This window comes from Streptomyces sp. NPDC058326 (assembly GCF_042879855.1).
Classification (GTDB): Bacteria; Actinomycetota; Actinomycetes; order Streptomycetales; family Streptomycetaceae; genus Streptomyces.
The window spans coordinates 186962-204873 of sequence record NZ_JBHVZO010000007.1; the positions used below are offsets into that span (position 1 = coordinate 186962).

At 69.2% G+C, this 17912-nt stretch carries 19 protein-coding genes; 4 read left to right on the forward strand and 15 right to left on the reverse strand.

Annotation, left to right across the window (positions count from 1 at the left end):
• Position 1: 1 nt before the first annotated feature.
• On the forward strand, positions 2 to 574 hold the full coding sequence (locus ACFVYX_RS16095) for a cob(I)yrinic acid a,c-diamide adenosyltransferase (protein WP_389681985.1): 573 nt from the start codon (positions 2 to 4) through the stop codon (positions 572 to 574).
• On the opposite strand, the gene ACFVYX_RS16100 is transcribed toward ACFVYX_RS16095, so the two are convergent.
• Positions 494 to 1114, reverse strand: coding sequence for a hypothetical protein (locus tag ACFVYX_RS16100; RefSeq protein WP_389681986.1), 621 nt, complete (start codon positions 1112 to 1114; stop codon positions 494 to 496). The two genes, ACFVYX_RS16095 and ACFVYX_RS16100, sit on opposite strands and share 81 nt — an antisense overlap.
• Before the next feature lie 152 nt (positions 1115 to 1266).
• Between ACFVYX_RS16100 and ACFVYX_RS16105 the strand changes: the two genes are divergently transcribed.
• From ACFVYX_RS16105 to ACFVYX_RS16115, 3 genes are all read left to right on the forward strand, one after another.
• On the forward strand, positions 1267 to 2463 hold the full coding sequence (locus ACFVYX_RS16105; RefSeq protein ID WP_389681987.1) for a sensor histidine kinase: 1197 nt from the start codon (positions 1267 to 1269) through the stop codon (positions 2461 to 2463).
• Positions 2460 to 3104 (forward strand): response regulator, encoded by a 645-nt coding sequence (locus tag ACFVYX_RS16110; RefSeq protein WP_389681988.1) that lies wholly within the window; start codon positions 2460 to 2462, stop codon positions 3102 to 3104. The genes ACFVYX_RS16105 and ACFVYX_RS16110 overlap by 4 nt, the downstream gene beginning before the upstream one ends.
• A 126-nt stretch (positions 3105 to 3230) precedes the next feature.
• Complete coding sequence (locus ACFVYX_RS16115; protein ID WP_389681989.1) at positions 3231 to 5078, forward strand: glycosyl hydrolase family 18 protein; 1848 nt, start codon at positions 3231 to 3233, stop codon at positions 5076 to 5078.
• A 56-nt stretch (positions 5079 to 5134) separates the two neighbouring features.
• Here the strand turns inward: ACFVYX_RS16115 and ACFVYX_RS16120 are convergent, their stop codons facing one another.
• The 14 genes from ACFVYX_RS16120 to ACFVYX_RS16185 all read right to left on the reverse strand — a co-directional run bounded on the left by ACFVYX_RS16120 (position 5135) and on the right by ACFVYX_RS16185 (position 17878).
• Positions 5135 to 5581 carry a DUF2550 domain-containing protein gene (locus ACFVYX_RS16120; protein WP_189834231.1) on the reverse strand — a complete coding sequence of 149 codons (447 nt, stop codon included), beginning with the start codon at positions 5579 to 5581 and terminating at the stop codon, positions 5135 to 5137.
• A 145-nt stretch (positions 5582 to 5726) separates the two neighbouring features.
• Entirely contained in the window at positions 5727 to 6101 is a 375-nt protein-coding gene (locus ACFVYX_RS16125) for a F0F1 ATP synthase subunit epsilon (RefSeq protein WP_024761909.1), read from the reverse strand.
• Between the two features lie 112 nt (positions 6102 to 6213).
• A complete protein-coding gene (gene atpD, locus ACFVYX_RS16130) occupies positions 6214 to 7656 on the reverse strand; it encodes a F0F1 ATP synthase subunit beta (protein WP_389681990.1) in 1443 nt (480 codons plus the stop codon).
• The gene (locus ACFVYX_RS16135; RefSeq protein ID WP_389681991.1) at positions 7656 to 8573 is read right to left on the reverse strand and encodes a F0F1 ATP synthase subunit gamma; all 918 of its coding nucleotides are present in this window, start codon (positions 8571 to 8573) and stop codon (positions 7656 to 7658) included. Before ACFVYX_RS16135 ends, atpD begins: the two co-directional genes overlap by 1 nt.
• Positions 8574 to 8593: 20 nt before the next feature.
• On the reverse strand, positions 8594 to 10192 hold the full coding sequence (atpA, locus tag ACFVYX_RS16140) for a F0F1 ATP synthase subunit alpha (protein ID WP_376400029.1): 1599 nt from the start codon (positions 10190 to 10192) through the stop codon (positions 8594 to 8596).
• A 145-nt stretch (positions 10193 to 10337) separates the two neighbouring features.
• Positions 10338 to 11153, reverse strand: coding sequence for a F0F1 ATP synthase subunit delta (locus tag ACFVYX_RS16145; RefSeq protein WP_389681992.1), 816 nt, complete (start codon positions 11151 to 11153; stop codon positions 10338 to 10340).
• The gene (locus tag ACFVYX_RS16150) at positions 11150 to 11695 is read right to left on the reverse strand and encodes a F0F1 ATP synthase subunit B (protein ID WP_389681993.1); all 546 of its coding nucleotides are present in this window, start codon (positions 11693 to 11695) and stop codon (positions 11150 to 11152) included. The genes ACFVYX_RS16145 and ACFVYX_RS16150 overlap by 4 nt, the downstream gene beginning before the upstream one ends.
• 41 nt (positions 11696 to 11736) lie before the next feature.
• Positions 11737 to 12003 (reverse strand): ATP synthase F0 subunit C, encoded by a 267-nt coding sequence (gene atpE / locus ACFVYX_RS16155; protein ID WP_055599282.1) that lies wholly within the window; start codon positions 12001 to 12003, stop codon positions 11737 to 11739.
• A gap of 94 nt (positions 12004 to 12097) precedes the next feature.
• Positions 12098 to 12907 (reverse strand): F0F1 ATP synthase subunit A, encoded by an 810-nt coding sequence (gene atpB / locus ACFVYX_RS16160; RefSeq protein ID WP_389681994.1) that lies wholly within the window; start codon positions 12905 to 12907, stop codon positions 12098 to 12100.
• A 225-nt stretch (positions 12908 to 13132) separates the two neighbouring features.
• Positions 13133 to 13546: a hypothetical protein gene (locus ACFVYX_RS16165; RefSeq protein WP_389681995.1), complete on the reverse strand. Its 414-nt coding sequence runs from the start codon at positions 13544 to 13546 to the stop codon at positions 13133 to 13135.
• Between the two features lie 262 nt (positions 13547 to 13808).
• Positions 13809 to 15122, reverse strand: coding sequence for an MraY family glycosyltransferase (locus ACFVYX_RS16170; protein ID WP_389681996.1), 1314 nt, complete (start codon positions 15120 to 15122; stop codon positions 13809 to 13811).
• 118 nt (positions 15123 to 15240) lie between these two features.
• A complete protein-coding gene (gene glyA, locus ACFVYX_RS16175) occupies positions 15241 to 16488 on the reverse strand; it encodes a serine hydroxymethyltransferase (protein ID WP_389681997.1) in 1248 nt (415 codons plus the stop codon).
• A 98-nt stretch (positions 16489 to 16586) separates the two neighbouring features.
• Complete coding sequence (locus ACFVYX_RS16180; RefSeq protein ID WP_383580035.1) at positions 16587 to 17234, reverse strand: protein-tyrosine-phosphatase; 648 nt, start codon at positions 17232 to 17234, stop codon at positions 16587 to 16589.
• Complete coding sequence (locus tag ACFVYX_RS16185; protein WP_189834241.1) at positions 17231 to 17878, reverse strand: L-threonylcarbamoyladenylate synthase; 648 nt, start codon at positions 17876 to 17878, stop codon at positions 17231 to 17233. The genes ACFVYX_RS16180 and ACFVYX_RS16185 overlap by 4 nt, the downstream gene beginning before the upstream one ends.
• Positions 17879 to 17912: the final 34 nt, after the last annotated feature.

A 17912-nucleotide genomic window follows, 5' to 3' on the forward strand; every position in this document is an offset into this window, starting at 1 on the left:
CATGGTCAATCTGACGCGCATCTACACCCGTACCGGCGACCAGGGCACCACGGCGCTCGGCGACATGAGCCGGACCGCCAAGACGGATCTGCGGATCTCGGCCTACGCCGACGCCAACGAGGCCAACGCCGCCATCGGCACGGCCGTCGCCCTCGGGCAGCTCGACGAGGAGGTCGTGAAGGTCCTCGTCCGGGTCCAGAACGACCTCTTCGACGTGGGCGCGGACCTGTGCACACCGGTGGTCGAGGACCCGAAGTATCCGCCTCTGCGGGTGGAACAGCCGTACGTCGACAAGCTGGAGGCCGACTGCGACCGCTTCCTGGAGGAGCTGGAGAAGCTGCGCTCCTTCATCCTGCCGGGCGGCACGCCCGGTGCGGCCCTGCTGCACCAGGCGTGCACGGTGGTCCGGCGGGCGGAGCGCTCCACCTGGGCGGCTCTGGAGGTCCACGCGGAGACGATGAACCCCCTCACCGCGACCTACCTCAACCGCCTGTCAGACCTGCTCTTCATCCTTGCGCGGGTCGCGAACAAGGAGGTCGGGGACGTCCTCTGGGTCCCTGGCGGGGAGCGCTGACGCGCCCTCGGGGGCCTTCTTCGGCCAGACCACGTAGCTGAGCACGATCAGGCCGTGAATGCCGACCGCCCGCCAGACGCCGGCGACCGAGGCCTCCAGCTTCGAGGTGTCGCCGGCCTCGCCGACGTACCAGATCGCGGCGAGCAGGAGGGCGGCGGCCACGGAGGCCGCGACCACCGAGCCGAGCCAGATCCGTCCCTCGTGACGGGCGCGGGCCATCCCGTACCGGGGCGGCTTCGGGGGCGGCGGGCCGCCGCCGAGGCGATGGGCGGCGTGGCCGTCGAGCCACTTCACGGTCCGGTGGCCGTGACCGACCGTGTAGCCGATGTAGATGGCGGCGAGGCCGTGCCGCCAGCTCGGCTCGGCCCCGTTCTTGAGGTCGATCGCCGTGACGACGAGGAGCAGGACCTCGAGGAGCGGTTCGCACAGCAGCAGTGCCGCGCCCAGCTTCGGCTTCCTCAGCAGATAGCGGGCGGCGAGGCCGGCGGCCAGCAGGACCCAGAAGCCCACCTCGCAGACGACGATCAGCGTGACGATCACGGCGGTTCCCCTTTCGGTTCCCCTTCAGCGTCCCGTGGGATCCGGCCTCGTACGTCGTCATCGGTGACGACGTACGCCTACATCCTTCGGCGGAGGAACGGATCGGCCCGGACGAGGAGGTCGGGGCGGGCGCGGACGTGTTGGATGAGTACGTGACACTCCCCCGCCCCCACCGCTTCGACCTGCTCATGGGCTTCCTGGGGCTCGCCATCGGGCTGCTCCTGTGGTCCTTCGGCCTCTACACGACCGGCGACCGGGTCCTCGACCAGCGGTGGGCGACGCTGATCCCGCTCACGGTGATGGCCTCGGCGGAGACACTGCGCCGGACCCTGCCACAGACGGCGCTGGTCGTCGGCACGCTCGCGATCGTCGCCGACCAGTTCACCAACGGGAACCTGGTCACCGTCCTGATGTTCACGGACGTGGTCTACGCGGCCGTCGTGTACGGCAAGCCCGCCTCCGCGCGTCGGGTCCCGTACACGACCGGGCTGATCACGGTCGCGGTGACCATCGGCTTCCTCGTCTGGTGGCAGAACGCGATCGCCCTGCTCGTCGGGGTGCTCACCGGCATGATCTCCTTCATGCCCGCGCTGACCGGCGCCGTCGTCCGCAACCACCGGGAAGCGGCGGAGGCCGCCCGGCTCCGGGCGGAACAGACAGCCCTGCTCGCCGAGATGGACCGGGCGCAGGCCGTGGTCGCCGAGCGGGCGCGGATGGCGCGCGAGCTGCACGACATGGTGGCGAACCACCTCTCGGCGATCGCGATCCACTCCACGGCGGCGCTCTCCCTCGACGAGCCGGCCACCACCCGGCAGGCGCTCACCGTGATCCGGGAGAACAGCGTGGCGGGCCTGGCGGAGATGCGACGGCTGATCGGCATCCTCCGGGACAGCAGCGGGGACGCGGAGCCGTCCGTCGCCCCCACCCTCGCCGGTCTGGACGCCCTGGTCGACCGGGCGCGGGCGAACGTCGGGCCGAGCGGTCTCGTCCTCGCCCTCGACGACACCCGGAAGACCGTGGCGCCCCTGCCGGCGCCGGTGGAGCTGGCCGCGTACAGGATCGTGCAGGAGTCCCTGACGAACGCGCTCAAGCACGCGGCGCCGGGCGAGGTGCGGGTGACCCTGGGCCAGGGCCCCGGAGCGCTGTGGGTGCGGGTGACGAGTCCGTACGGGGAGCGCCCCGGCCCGACCGCACCCGGTTCGGGGGCGGGCCTGGTGGGGATGCGGGAGCGGGTGGCCCTGCTCGACGGGATCTTCGAGGCGGGTGCGGTGACGGACGAGGGGGGCCGGAGACTGTGGCGGGTACGGGCGGAGCTGCCCGTGGACGCGAGTGACGAGGAGCGGGCATGACGGTGCGGGTGGTGGTCGCCGAGGACCAGTCGGCGGTACGGGCGGGGCTCGTGCTGATCCTGGGCAGCGCGCCGGACATCGAGGTGGTCGGGGAGGCCCCGGACGGGGAGCGCGCGGTGGAGCTGGCGCGGGAGCTGCGGCCCGATCTGGTCCTGATGGATGTGCAGATGCCCCGGATGGACGGGGTGACGGCGACGGGGATCGTGGTCACGGAGGGGCTCGCGGACGTGCTGGTCCTGACCACGTTCGATCTGGACGAGTACGTCTTCGGGGCGCTGCGGGCGGGCGCGGCCGGTTTCCTCCTCAAGAACGCGGACGCGCGGGAGCTGATCGAGGCGGTCCGGACGGTGGCGCGCGGCGAGGGCCTGATCGCCCCGGCGGTGACCCGGCGGCTGATCGCGGAGTTCGCGGCGACGGGGCGGTCCGCACGGACGCCGGACCCCGGCATCCTCGCGTCGCTGACCCCCCGGGAGCGGGAGGTGCTGTCGGCGCTCGGGCAGGGTCTGTCGAACGCGGAGATCGCGGTACGGCTCGACATGGCGGAGGCGACCGTGAAGACGCACGTCAGCAAGGTGCTGGGGAAACTGGAGCTGCGGAGCAGGGTGCAAGCGGCGGTGCTGGCGCGCGAGTTGGGCGTCTAGGACAACGGCGGCGACGTTGGTCTGGACCTCTTGACGATTGGTCCAGACCTTCCTACGCTCGCGGGGCGCGCGCATCTTCACGGACCACCCCCACCCCCTCGTCCGTCCGCAACTTGAGGAGCACCGTTGAGCACTCAAGCACCGACGCGCAGAACAGGGTTCAGACACCGGGCCGCCGCCGGTCTGACCGCCCTGATCCTGCCCCTGGCCGCCATGGTCGGCCTCGCCACCCCCGCCGAAGCGGCCACCTCGGCCACGGCCACCTACACCAAGACCCAGGACTGGGGCACCGGATTCGGTGCCAACTGGACCATCAAGAACACCGGCACCACCACCATCAGCGCCTGGACCGTCGAGTGGGACTACCCCGCCGGCACCTCCGTGACCTCCGCCTGGGACGCCACCGTCACCAGCTCCGGCACCCACTGGACCGCCAAGAACGTCGGCTGGAACGGCACTCTCGCCCCCGGCGCCTCCGTCTCCTTCGGCTACAACGGCGCCGGCCCCGGCGCTCCCACCGGCTGCAAGATCAACGGCGCCTCCTGCGACGGCACCAGCCAGCCCGGCGACAACGCCCCCTCGGCCCCCGGCACGCCCACCGCCTCCGGCATCACCGACACCTCGGTGAAGCTCACCTGGACCGCGGCCACCGACGACAAGGGCATCAAGAACTACGACGTCCTCCGCAACGGCGCCAAGGTCGCCACGGTCACCGGCCTCACCCACACCGACCAGGGCCTGACCGCCGGCACCGACTACAGCTACACGGTCGTCGCCCGCGACACCGTCGACCAGACCGGCCCGGCGAGCGGCGCGGTCTCCGTCCGCACGACGGGCGGCGGCACCAACCCGCCCGTCGGCAACACCGTGAAGATGGGCTACTTCACCAACTGGGGCGTCTACGGCCGCAACTACCACGTGAAGAACATCGTGACCTCGGGCTCCGCGTCCAAGATCACCCACATCAACTACGCCTTCGGCAACGTCACCGGCGGCAAGTGCACCATCGGTGACGCCTACGCCGACTACGACAAGGCCTACACCGCCGACCAGTCCGTCGACGGCGTGGCCGACACCTGGGACCAGCCGCTGCGCGGCAACTTCAACCAGCTGCGCAAGCTGAAGAAGGCCTACCCGAACATCAAGATCCTCTGGTCCTTCGGCGGCTGGACCTGGTCCGGCGGCTTCGGCCAGGCCGTGCAGAACCCGGCCGCCTTCGCCCAGTCCTGCTACGACCTGGTCGAGGACCCGCGCTGGGCCGACGTCTTCGACGGCATCGACCTCGACTGGGAGTACCCCAACGCCTGCGGTCTCACCTGTGACACCAGCGGCGCCGCCTCCTTCAAGAACATGATGCAGGCCATGCGCGCCAAGTTCGGTACCAACAACCTGGTCACCGCGGCCGTCACCGCCGACGCCTCCGCCGGCGGAAAGATCGACGCCGCCGACTACGGCGGCGCCGCGCAGTACATGGACTGGTTCAACGTCATGACGTACGACTTCTTCGGCGCCTGGGCGGCGAAGGGCCCGACGGCCCCGCACTCCCCGCTCACCTCGTACGCCGGCATCCCGCAGGCCGGCTTCAACTCCGCCGAGGCGATCGCCAAGTTCAAGGCGAAGGGCGTCCCCGCCAAGAAGCTGCTGCTCGGCATCGGCTTCTACGGGCGCGGCTGGACCGGCGTCACCCAGTCGGCCCCCGGCGGCACGGCGACCGGCCCGGCGGCGGGCACGTACGAGCAGGGCATCGAGGACTACAAGGTCCTCAAGGCCTCCTGCCCGGCCACCGGCACCGTCGCGGGCACCGCGTACGCCCACTGCGGCACCAACTGGTGGAGCTACGACACCCCGGCCACGGTCACGTCCAAGATGAACTGGGCGAAGAACCAGGGCCTGGGCGGCGCCTTCTTCTGGGAGTTCAGCGGTGACACCGGCAACGGCGAACTCGTCGGAGCCATCAACACCGGCCTGAACTAGCACGCACGAAAGAAGCGGGGGACGGCGCAGCACGCCGTCCCCCGCTTCTTTCACGTCTACGCGACGTTCACCCTCTGCCCCGGAGGCGCCGCCTCCAGCCAGGCCATGAAACCGGTCCGCGCGTCCTCGCTCATCGCCAGCTCCAGCCGCACGCCCTCGTACATACAGGGCTGGATCACCGCATCGGAGAGCAGCGCTAGCTCCTCCTCGCCCTCCGGCATCCGGCGCTCCAGAGCCACGATGGACGAGCGCTCCAGGACCCGGCGCGGGCGGGGCGCGTACGAGAAGACACGGAACCAGGCGATCTCGTCACCGCTGTAACGGGCGACGCCGTAGACCCAGCCCTTGCCGCTCGGATCCGGATCGTCCGGGACGTTCCAGTGCAGGGAACAGTCGAAGGTGCCGCCGGCGCGCTGGATCAGCCTCCGGCGCAGTCCGAAGACGAAGAGCCCGATCACCACCAGTGCGACGACCAGGCCGCACACGAGCAGAGCGAGGAACATCTTCACCGACCTCCTCGCTGCGTCCCGTAGCCGGCACCGCCGGCAGAACCGAATACAACCTGCATATGCATCGCCTCAGCCGCGGCACGGTCCGGAAAATTCCGGATCGTGCCGCGGCTGAGGGCACTACTGCTCGGCGCGGACCTTAACGGACCGCTACCGCGCGCAGCCGGACATCGGCGCGCCGCTCGGCGGCGGCGTCGGAGTCCGACTTCGCACGCTCCAGCGCGCGCTCGGCGCGCTGGGCGTCGATCTCGTCCGCCAGCTCGCAGATCTCCGCGAGCAGAGACAGCTTGTCGTCGGCAAACGAGATGAATCCGCCGTGGACGGCGGCGACGACGGTCGCGCCCTCGCTCGTACGGATGGTCACCGGGCCCGACTCCAGCACACCGAGCAGCGGCTGGTGGCCGGGCATGACGCCGATGTCGCCGGAGGTGGTACGCGCGATGACCAGGGTGGCCTCGCCGGACCAGACACTCCGGTCCGCGGCGACCAGCTCGACGTGCAGCTCAGCAGCCAAGGGTGGCTCCTCGGGTCACCACCCGGCGGGTCTGCCGGGTGTTGGGGTCAATTCTAATGGGCGTGGAGCGGGGGCGGGACGGATCCCGCCCCCACTCGGGCGAGCACGGGGCTCAGGAGACGCCGAGCTCCTTGGCGTTGTTCTTGAGGTCCTCAAGACCACCGCACATGAAGAACGCCTGCTCGGGGAAGTGGTCGTACTCACCGTCGCAGATCGCGTTGAACGCGGCGATCGACTCGTCGAGCGGAACGTCCGAACCGTCCACACCGGTGAACTGCTTCGCCGCGTGGGTGTTCTGGGACAGGAAGCGCTCGACACGGCGGGCGCGGTGGACAACGAGCTTGTCCTCCTCGCTCAGCTCGTCGATACCGAGGATCGCGATGATGTCCTGGAGATCCTTGTACTTCTGCAGGATTCCCTTGACGCGCGTGGCGGCGTCGTAGTGGTCCTGCGCGATGTAGCGCGGGTCCAGGATCCGGGACGTGGAGTCCAGCGGGTCCACGGCCGGGTAGATGCCCTTCTCGGAGATCGGACGGGAGAGAACCGTCGTCGCGTCGAGGTGGGCGAAGGTGGTGGCCGGAGCCGGGTCGGTCAGGTCGTCCGCGGGGACGTAGATCGCCTGCATCGAGGTGATCGAGTGACCACGGGTCGAGGTGATGCGCTCCTGGAGGAGACCCATCTCGTCGGCCAGGTTCGGCTGGTAACCCACTGCGGAGGGCATACGGCCGAGCAGGGTCGAGACCTCGGAGCCGGCCTGGGTGAAGCGGAAGATGTTGTCGATGAAGAACAGCACGTCCTGCTTCTGCACATCGCGGAAGTACTCCGCCATGGTCAGACCGGCGAGGGCCACGCGCAGACGGGTGCCCGGGGGCTCGTCCATCTGGCCGAAGACCAGCGCGGTCTTGTCGAGAACGCCGGCCTCCTCCATCTCGACCATGAGGTCGTTGCCCTCACGGGTGCGCTCGCCGACGCCCGCGAAGACGGAGACACCGTCGTGCAGCTTGGCCACACGGACGATCATTTCCTGGATCAGAACGGTCTTGCCGACACCGGCGCCACCGAACAGACCGATCTTTCCACCCTTGACGTACGGGGTGAGAAGGTCGACGACCTTCAGGCCGGTCTCGAACATCTCGGTCTTGGACTCGAGCTGGTCGAAGGCGGGAGCCTTGCGGTGGATCGTCCAGCGCGGCGCGTCGGCCACGGTGGACTCGTCGGCGTTCAGCACCTGGCCGAGCGTGTTGAACACACGACCCTTGGTGACGTCACCGACCGGGACGGTGATGCCCGTGCCCGTGTTGGTCACCGGGGCCTGGCGGACCAGGCCGTCGGTGGGCTGCATCGAGATGGTGCGGACGACGCCGTCACCGAGGTGCTGGGCGACCTCGAGGGTCAGCGTCTTGGTGCCACCCTCCACGGCCGGGTCCGGGACCTCGACGTTCAGGGCGTTGTAGATCTCCGGCATCGCGTCGACGGGGAACTCCACGTCGACGACCGGGCCGATGACCCGGGCGACGCGGCCCGTGGCGGCGGCCGTCTCAACAGTGGTCGTCATTACTTGTCACTCCCCGCGGTCGCGTCGGCCAGGGCTGCGGTGCCACCGACGATCTCGCTGATTTCCTGGGTGATTTCGGCCTGGCGGGCCGCGTTGGCAAGTCGGGAGAGGTTGTTGATCAAGTCTCCCGCGTTGTCGGTCGCCGACTTCATCGCGCGGCGCGTGGCAGCGTGCTTGGAGGCAGCCGACTGGAGCAGCGCGTTGTAGATCCGGCTCTCGACGTACCGGGGCAGCAGGGCGTCGAGGACGTCCTCCGCCGACGGCTCGAAGTCGTACAGCGGACGGAGCGTGTCCGAACCGCCGGCCTCCTTCGCCACCTCGTCGAGGCTGAGGGGCAGCAGCCGGGCCTCGACCGCCGTCTGCGTCATCATCGAGACGAACTCGGTGTAGACGATGTGGAGCTCGTCCACACCACCCTCCGCCGTGTCCTGCTCGATCGCCTCGATCAGCGGAGCCGCGATCGTCTTGGCGTCGCCGTACGACGGCTGGTCCGTGAACCCGGTCCACGTACCGGCCAGCTTCCGCTCACGGAAGTTGTAGTGCGCGATACCACGACGGCCGACGACATAGACGGTGACCTCGCGGCCCTCGCCCTCCAGCTTCGCCGTCAGCTTTTCCGCCGCCTTGATGGCGTTGGAGTTGAAGGCGCCGGCCAGACCGCGGTCGCTCGAGAGGAGCAGAACCGCGGCGCGAACCGGGTTCTCCGCCTCGGTGGTCAGCGGGTGCTTGTCATTGGCACCCGTGGCCACCGCCGTGACCGCGCGCGTCAGCTCGGTCGCGTACGGAGTCGACGCCTGCACCTTGCGCTGCGCCTTGACGACACGCGAGGCGGCGATCATCTCCATCGCCTTGGTGATCTTCTTCGTCGCGGTGACGGATTTGATGCGACGCTTGTAGACCCGGAGCTGCGCTCCCATGAGTCAGGTCCCTTCCGTCGTCACTTCGAGACGTTGACGGCGGCAGGAGCGTCCTCGCCCAGCAGCTTGCCGTCAGAGGTCTCGAACTGCTTCTTGAACTCCGCGATGGCGTCACCGACGGACTGCAGGGTGTCGTCGGACATCTTGCCGCCCTCACGGATGGAGGTCATGAGACCCGAGTGGTTCTGGCGCAGGTACGCCAGGAGCTCGGCCTCGAAGCGGCGGATGTCGGCGACCGGGACGTCGTCCATCTTGCCGGTGGTACCGGCCCAGACGGAGACGACCTGGTTCTCGGTGGGCATCGGCTGGTACTGAGCCTGCTTGAGCAGCTCGACCATGCGCTGTCCACGCTCCAGCTGCGCCTTCGACGCGGCGTCCAGGTCGGAACCGAAGGCGGCGAACGCCTCCAGCTCACGGAACTGGGCCAGGTCGACACGGAGGCGACCGGAGATCTGCTTCATCGCCTTGTGCTGGGCGGAGCCACCGACGCGGGAGACCGAGATACCGACGTTCAGGGCCGGACGCTGGCCGGCGTTGAACAGGTCGGACTCAAGGAAGCACTGGCCGTCGGTGATGGAGATGACGTTGGTCGGGATGAACGCCGACACGTCGTTCGCCTTGGTCTCGACGATCGGAAGACCGGTCATCGAACCGGCACCCAGCTCGTCCGAGAGCTTCGCGCAGCGCTCGAGGAGACGCGAGTGCAGGTAGAAGACGTCACCCGGGTAGGCCTCACGGCCCGGCGGGCGGCGCAGCAGCAGCGACACGGCGCGGTAGGCGTCGGCCTGCTTCGACAGGTCGTCGAAGACGATCAGGACGTGCTTGCCCTGGTACATCCAGTGCTGACCGATGGCGGAACCGGTGTACGGCGCCAGGTACTTGAAGCCGGCCGGGTCGGACGCCGGGGCGGCGACGATCGTCGTGTACTCGAGCGCACCGGCCTCTTCCAGGGCGCCGCGAACGGACGCGATGGTCGAGCCCTTCTGGCCGACGGCGACGTAGATGCAGCGGACCTGCTTGTTCACGTCGCCCGAGCGCCAGTTGTCGCGCTGGTTGATGATCGTGTCGACGCACAGCGCGGTCTTGCCGGTCTGACGGTCACCGATGATCAGCTGACGCTGGCCACGGCCGACCGGCGTCATGGCGTCGACGGCCTTGTAGCCGGTCTCCATCGGCTCGTGCACCGACTTACGGGCCATAACGCCCGGGGCCTGCAGCTCGAGGGCGCGACGGCCCTCCGTCGCGATCTCGCCGAGACCGTCGATCGGGTTGCCGAGCGGGTCGACGACGCGACCCAGGTATCCCTCACCGACACCGACGGAGAGGACCTCGCCGGTGCGCTGCACCGACTGTCCCTCCTCGATACCGCTGAACTCGCCGAGGACGATCGCGCCGATCTCGCGCTCTTCGAGGTTCAGGGCGAGACCCAGGGTCCCGTCCTCGAACTTCAGCAGCTCGTTCGCCATGGCCGAGGGAAGACCCTCGACCTTCGCGATACCGTCACCGGCCAGGCTGACCGTGCCGACCTCCTCGCGCGAGGCCGCGTCCGGCTGGTACGACTGGACGAAGTTCTCCAGTGCGTCCCGGATCTCCTCCGGCCGGATCGTGAGCTCCGCCATCTGGGTTCCCTGCTCTCCTTGTTGGGCCCGAAGTTTCTTAAGGGGTCTGGGGGCCGACCCCCAGGAATCTTCTGCAATCTCTGCACGGCCCAACCGGGCCGCTGGTGATGCTGTGGTGCTGTGATGCCTTGTGCTGTGGCTGCCGTCAGCCGGCGAGTCGACGGGTCGCCTCGTCGAGGCGCTCCGCGATGGACCCGTTGATGACCTCGTCGCCGACCTGCACGGTGATCCCGCCGAGGACCGCCGGGTCCACGTCCAGGTTCAGGTGCATCTCGCGGCCGTACAGCTTGGCGAGGACGGCACCGAGGCGCTGCTTCTGCTGGTCCGACAGCGGCACCGCCGAGGTGACGACGGCGACCATCCGGTTCCGGCGCGCCGCGGCGAGCTTGGACAGGGACTCGAGTCCCGCTTCCAGGCTACGTCCACGGGGCTGGGTCACGAGACGGACGACCAGACGCTCAGTGGTCGCGTGGGCCTTGCCGCCGAGCAGGCTGCGGAGCAGCGCGCCCTTGGCGGCGGCCGTGGCGGCCTTGTCCGTCAGCGCCGAGCGGAGCTCGTTGCTGGAGGACACGATCCGGCCGAACCGGAACAGCTCGTCCTCGACGCCGTCGAGCGCGCCCGCCTTCTGCGCCGCGGTGAGGTCGGCGGTGTTCGCCAGTTCCTCGGCGGCGTCGACCAGGTCACGCGAACGCGACCAGCGGGAACGCACCATGCCGGACACCAGGTCGAGGGTCACGCCGTCCACCTGACCGCTCAGGAGTCGCTGCGCGAGCTCGGCCTTGGCCTCACCCGACTGCGCGGGGTCGGTCAGGACCCGGCGCAGCGACACCTCGCGGTCGAGCAGCACGGTGACGGCGGCCAGCTCGTCCGAGAGCTTCGTCGCGTCGACCGAGGTGTTGTCGGTCAGCGCGTCGAGGGACTCACGGGCGGCGGCCAGTGCCTCGCGGCTCGCTCCGTTCATCGGACGGCCTCGGCCTTCTCCTCGAGCTCGTCGAGGAAGCGGTCGATCGTGCGGCTCTGGCGGGCGGTGTCCTCGAGGGACTCGCCGACCAGCTTGCCGGCCAGGTCGGTGGCGAGCTTGCCCACGTCCTGACGCAGCGACGCGGAGGCGGCCTTGCGGTCGGCCTCGATCTGCGTGTGGCCGGCCGCGATGATCTCCTCGCGCTGGCGCTGGCCTTCCGCCTTCATCTCCTGGATGATCGCGGTGCCCTGCTCCGTCGCCTCCTGGCGAAGACGCGCGGCCTCGTGGCGGGCCTCGGCGAGCTGGGCCTTGTACTGCTCCAGCACACTCTGAGCCTCGATCTGGGCCGACTCGGCCTTCTCGATGCCACCCTCGATGGCCTCGCGACGCTGCTCCAGAACCTTGTTGATGTTCGGGAGGAGCTTCTTGGCGAGGAAGCCGAAGACGATGACGAAGGCGATCAGGCCGATGACGAGCTCGTCGAGATGCGGGAGCAGAGGAGGCTGGGGCTCCTCCGCCGCCGCAAGAAGCAGAGCGTTCACATCAGTGCCTTCCGTAAAAAGAATCGGGCAGTCGGTCCGGCTTACTGGTAGACGAAGCCCATGACGATGCCGATGAGGGCGAGCGCCTCACAGAAGGCGAAGCCCATGATCTGGTTGGTGCGGATCAGACCGGCGGCCTCGGGCTGGCGGGCGAGGGCCTGCGTACCGTTACCGAAGATGATGCCGACGCCGACGCCGGGGCCGATCGCGGCGAGGCCGTAGCCGATGGACGCGACGTTGCCGACGAGGGTGGTCTTGGCGGAGTCACCGGGGGCGGCGAGGTTGACCAGTTCGAGAGCAGCGGACATGCCGTTACTTCCTTCTCTTTCAATGACCCGGTGGGGGTTGGCCACCGGACGACTGTTGGATTGGGGGTGAAGCTACGATCCGGGACGGATCGGCTCAGTGGTGCTCGGAGAGCGCGCCCTGGATGTAGCTGCAGGCCAGGAGTACGAAGACGTACGCCTGGACGGCCTGGATGAAGAGCTCGAACGCCGTCATCACAAGGACCATCACGAACGAGGCGCCGGCGTAGACAAAGCCGAGGCCGTTCATGAGGTACCAGGTGGCCAGCGTGAACATCACGATGAGCAGGTGACCGGCGAACATGTTCGCGAACAGTCGCACCGCGTGCGTGAAGGGCCGGATGATGAGGTTCGAGAAGAACTCGAGTACGACGACCATCGGGAGGATCGCGCCGAGGGACTTGTCGTAGCCGACGATGTTCTTCCAGCCACCCACGAAGCCGTGCTTCTTGAAGGTGAGCGAGATCCACATCACGTACACGATCAGGGCGAGACCGGCCGGGAAGGCGATCAGCGACGTGACCGGGAACTGGGCGAGCGGAACGATCGACCAGAGGTTCATGATCCAGACGAAGAAGAACAGCGACACCATGAAGGGGACGTACTTCTCGCCGTCCTTCTTGCCGATGATCTCGTAGACGATGCCGCGGCGCACGAAGTCGTATCCGGCCTCGCCGACCATCTGCAGCTTGCCGGGGATCAGCTTGGGCTTGTTGAAGGCGGCCCAGAAGAACCCGACGATCACGATGGAGCCGAGGATGGCGAGCAGCATCGGCTTGGTGATCTCGATGCCGGCCACCGTCGCGACGGGCTCGTACATGAACGTGTGCAGCCCCGGCGCCGGGAAGCCACATCCACTGAAGATGTGGCAATCCGGGTCGAAGGCAAGCGTCTGGTCAGCACTCACCGCGGGCTCCTTCAGCGTGGCGCATAGGTACGGCAACCTCGTTGTGTCGGCGCGGCACGCAGCCGCGGGTCGGCACTGGACTGGTCTTACGGATAAGGGGGCGGCGGTTCGGCATCGAGCCTCGCGCTGGGACAGGCGCCGCTTCGGATGCCCGCGCCCGCAGTGCCGCAGTTGGCACCGGACGATAGCAGGAAGCCGAACGCGGCTTTATCCCGGCCCTACCCTTCACGACTTCGACCCCGTGTTTCCGGGGTCGATGTACGTGATCTTGGCCTTCATGTAGGCCCGGGCCTGTGCGGCGACCCACACCACGGTCGTCGCGAGCAGCGTGAAGGCGAAGGCCTTGAAGTCGAACAGCGAGGTGTTCTTGAGCAAGGCCAGGAAGATGAAGAGCACCAGCAGCTGGGCCGTGTAGAGCATGAGCCCCATGGCCTGGAAGAGGTGCGGGAACGACTTCGCCGTCCGCTGCAGAACCAGCTGCCCGATTCCCATGAAGAGGAGGACCACCAGGGTGCCGACGACCGCTCCGAGCGCACCCTTGCCACCGGCGACCACCCCGCTGATGACCGTGGCGACGGCGCCGACGGCTGCGGTGGGTACGGCGGTGTGCAGAAGGATGCGTGCGTCGTTGGACGGCATGGCGGTGTCTCCGCTTGCTGAAGGGGGCGATGGTGTCGTCATGGACGAGCGTAAGCCCGGTCCGAGGTGGGTCTCGGGGCCAACGGACCGTCGCACTACGGTCTTTCGGCTCTGTCGCCGGGTCTCGTGAACCGTATCACAAACTATTTGAATAGGTCTTTACCCAGAAGGTGTGCCAACTGTCACACATGAGAGTTACTCCGCGCGTGTGTGCGCGACAGTAGGGCATCTTGTCTGGTAACGGCCGCGGATGCGGCTTTCGTCAACTTGGCGTTCCGGCCTTCCGCCGGTCGGTGAAGCGCGCGCGGTTGCCGATGGCCGTGGAGCCGTTGAGGCCCGCCGGCACCGGAACCCGCTCCTCCTCGACCGCGACCGGCTCCGGAGCGGCCTCCACGACGGGAATCCGCTTGCGGCGGCGGTAGCGGGGCGGTACGACCGACTCCGCCCAGCGGGGCGCGCGCGGCGTGAAGCGCGGCAGCAGGAGCAGCACCAGACCGATCGCGCTCAGCCCGACGACACACAGGACGATCCACATCGAGGCCGAGTGGACCGAGTACGCCAGCGTCCCGAAGGCGATGAGCGCCGACCAGAAGTACATGATCAGCACGGCGCGGCTGTGCGAGTGCCCGATCTCCAGGAGCCGGTGGTGGAGGTGGCCGCGGTCGGCGGCGAACGGCGACTGGCCCTTCCACGTGCGGCGGACGATCGCCAGGACGAGGTCGGCCATCGGGATCGCGATGATCGTCAGCGGCAGCAGCAGCGGGATGAAGACCGGCAGGGCGGCGTGGGTGGCCTCCCGGGTCGAGCCCTCGAAGATCTTCAGCGCGTCCGGGTCGACCTGGCCGGTGATCGAGATGGCGGAGGCCGCCAGGATCAGACCGATCAGCATCGAGCCGGAGTCGCCCATGAAGATCCGCGCCGGGTGCATGTTGTGCGGCAGGAAGCCCAGGCACATGCCCATGAGGATGACGGTGAAGAGCGTCGCGGGGGCGGCGGCCTCGATCGTGTAGCCGTACCAGAGGCGGTACGCGTACAGGAAGAAGGCGGCGGCGGCGATGCAGACCATGCCGGCGGCGAGGCCGTCGAGACCGTCGACGAAGTTGACGGCGTTGATGGTGAGGACGACCAGGGCGACGGTGAGGAGCGTGCCCTGCCAGGGGGTCAGGGAGACCACGCCGACACCCGGGATCGGCAGCCACAGGATCGTCAGACCCTGCGCGACCATCACGCCCGCCGAGATCATCTGCGCGCCCAGCTTGATCAGCGCGTCCAGCTCGAACTTGTCGTCGAGGACGCCGATCAGCCAGATCAGGGCGGCACCGGAGAGCAGCGCGCGCGGCTCGTTGGAGAGCTCGAAGACGCTGTTCAGGTTCTGCAGGTGGTCGGCGACGAGGAGTCCCGCGCACAGCCCGAAGAACATGGCGATGCCACCGAGCCGCGGAGTCGGTTCTCGGTGTACGTCGCGGGCGCGGATCTCCGGCATCGCCCCGGTGGCGATGGCGAACTTCCGCACCGGACCGGTGAGCAGATAGGTCACCGCCGCCGTGACACACAGCGTCAGCAGGTAATCACGCACGGGCTGCCCCACAGGAATCGCTGGCCATCTCAGCCCCACACCCTAGCCGTGCCGTCCATGTGCTTGGAGACACGCGGGCCGCCCGAACGGTTGCGTTCGGTCCTCCCCCGGTCTTTCCTCACCGTCCATACGGGGGAAATCGGCCGGTCAGAGCCCGTACCTCCGCCCGTACCCGGGCGGTCTCCGCGGCGTCCTCCCGCAGCGCGGCGGTGAAGAGCGCGACGATCCGGACCATCTCGGGGGCGCCCATGCCCTGGGTGGTGACGGCGGCGGTGCCGAGCCGGATGCCGCGCGCCTCCCCGTGGGGCAGGGCGCAGGTGTCGAGCACGATGCCGGCGGCGGCGAGCCGGGCGCGTGCGGTCCGCCCCTCGATGCCGAGGGGGGCGGGGTCGGCGGTGATGAGATGGGTGTCGGTGCCGCCGGTGGTCACGGCGAAGCCCTCGGCGGCGAGCGCGGCGGCGAGGACCCGGGCGTTCTCGACCACCTGATGGGCGTACGCGGTGAACGCCGGGGTGGACGCCTCGCCGAAGGCCACCGCCTTCGCCGCGATCGTGTGCATCTGGGCGCCGCCCTGGGTGAAGGGGAACACCGCGCGGTCGATCCGCCCCGCGAGGTCGTCGCCGCAGAGGATCATTCCGCCGCGCGGACCCCGCAGCACCTTGTGGGTGGTCGCGCAGACCACGTCGGCGTACGGGACGGGGCTGGGGGCCGCTCCCCCGGCGACGAGACCGATCGGATGGGCCGCGTCGGCGATGAGATAGGCGCCGACCTCGTCGGCGATCTCGCGGAAGACCGCGTAATCCACGTGGCGGGGGTAGGAGATCGAGCCGCACACGATCGCCTTGGGCCGGTGGTGGCGGGCGAGCGCGGCGACCTGTTCGTGGTCGACGAGGCCGGTCTCGGCGTCCACGCCGTACGGGACGAAGTCGAACCAGCGCCCGGAGAAGTTCGCCGGTGAACCGTGCGTGAGGTGCCCGCCGTGGTTCAGGCCCATGGCCAGCACCGTGTCACCGGGCCTGAGAAGGGCCGCGTACGCCGCCAGGACGGCCGAGGAGCCCGAGTGTGCCTGGACGTTCGCGTGGTCGGCGCCGAAGAGCGCGGTGGCCCGCTCGACGGCGATCCGCTCGGCGGCGTCCGCGTACTCGCAGCCGCCGTGGTGGCGGGCGCCGGGGTAGCCCTCGGCGTACTTGTTGGCGAGCGGGGAGCCGAGGGCGGCGAGGACGGCGGGCGAGGTGAAGTTCTCGGCGGCGATCAACTGCAGGCACTCGGCCTGCCGACGCCCCTCGCCGAGCAGTACGTCGGCGATCTCCGGGTCCTGCCGGCGCAGGACGTCGAGTTCCTCGGCGAGTGGAGCGGTGACCGACATGTCACCAATGTAGACACGCGCCCCGAGGCCCGCCCGTCGAACCCGGTCCCCGCCCCCGTACGCCCGTCAGTCCCGTGCTGGTACGTCCGTCGGGACCGTCAGTCCCGTGCCCGTACGCCCGTCAGTGCCGTCACCACCGGGTCCAGCGCCTGGTTGATCTCGTCGCCGATCGAGCGGAAGAAGGTGATCGGGGCGCCGTACGGGTCGTTGACCTCGTCCGCGTCGACCGACGGGGCCAGAAGCCACCCGCGTAGAGCCGCCGCCGCGCGGACCAGGGCACGCGCGCGTTCCACCATGCCCTCGTCGTGGGCGTCCGGGAGCGTGGCCGGGTCGATCGCGCGGACCAGGCGGGTGAACTCCTTCAGGGTGAAGGTGCGCAGGCCCGCCGAGTGGCCCATCGAGATGACCTGCGCCCGGTGGTCGCGGGTCGCCGTCAGGACCAGGTCCGCGCGGATGACGTGCTCGTCGAGGAGCTCGCGTCCCACGAAGCCGCTGTAGTCCGCGCCGAAGTCGGCGAGGACCAGTTCCGCGTTGGCCTCCATGGGGGCGCCCTCGTGGCCCCAGGTGCCCGCGCTCTCCACGATCAGGCCGCCGCCGAGAGGATCGCCGAGGCGGTCGCTCAGGGCATGGCGGGTCAGCCGCTCGGTGATGGGCGAGCGGCAGACGTTGCCGGTGCTGACGTGGAGGATGCGGAAGGTGTTGCTGTCGTCGAACCCCGCTATGCCACGCCCCTCAGGGGCGGTCAATTCGCCACCTCGAGGTCGGGTACGACCTTCCGGAGCTCCTCCGGGGACAGCGCGCCCTCGCGCAGCAGCACCGGGACCTTGCCCGTGACGTCGACGATGGAGGAGGGGACGATGCCGGGGGTCGGGCCGCCGTCGAGGTAGACGGAGACGGAGTCGCCGAGCATCTGCTGGGCCGCGTCGCAGTCCTCCGGCGACGGGTGGCCGGTGAGGTTGGCCGAGGAGACCGCCATCGGTCCGACCTCGGTGAGCAGTTCGATGGCGACCGGGTGCAGCGGCATGCGGATGGCGACCGTGCCCCGGGTGTCGCCCAGGTCCCACTGGAGGGACGGCTGGTGCCTGGCGACGAGGGTGAGCGCGCCGGGCCAGAACGCGTCGACGAGCTCCCAGGCCTGCTCGGAGAAGTCCGTGACGAGGCCGTGGAGGGTGTTCGGGGAGCCGATGAGCACGGGTGTGGGCATGTTGCGGCCCCGGCCCTTGGCGGCGAGCAGGTCGGCGACGGCCTCGCTGCTGAAGGCGTCCGCCCCGATCCCGTAGACGGTGTCGGTGGGCAGCACGACCAGCTCGCCCCGGCGGACGGCGGACGCGGCTTCGCGCAGACCGGTCACGCGGTCGGTCGCCTCGTTGCAGTCGTATCGCCGTGCCATCAGTTCCCGGCCTCCTCGTACACGTGGTTCGTCA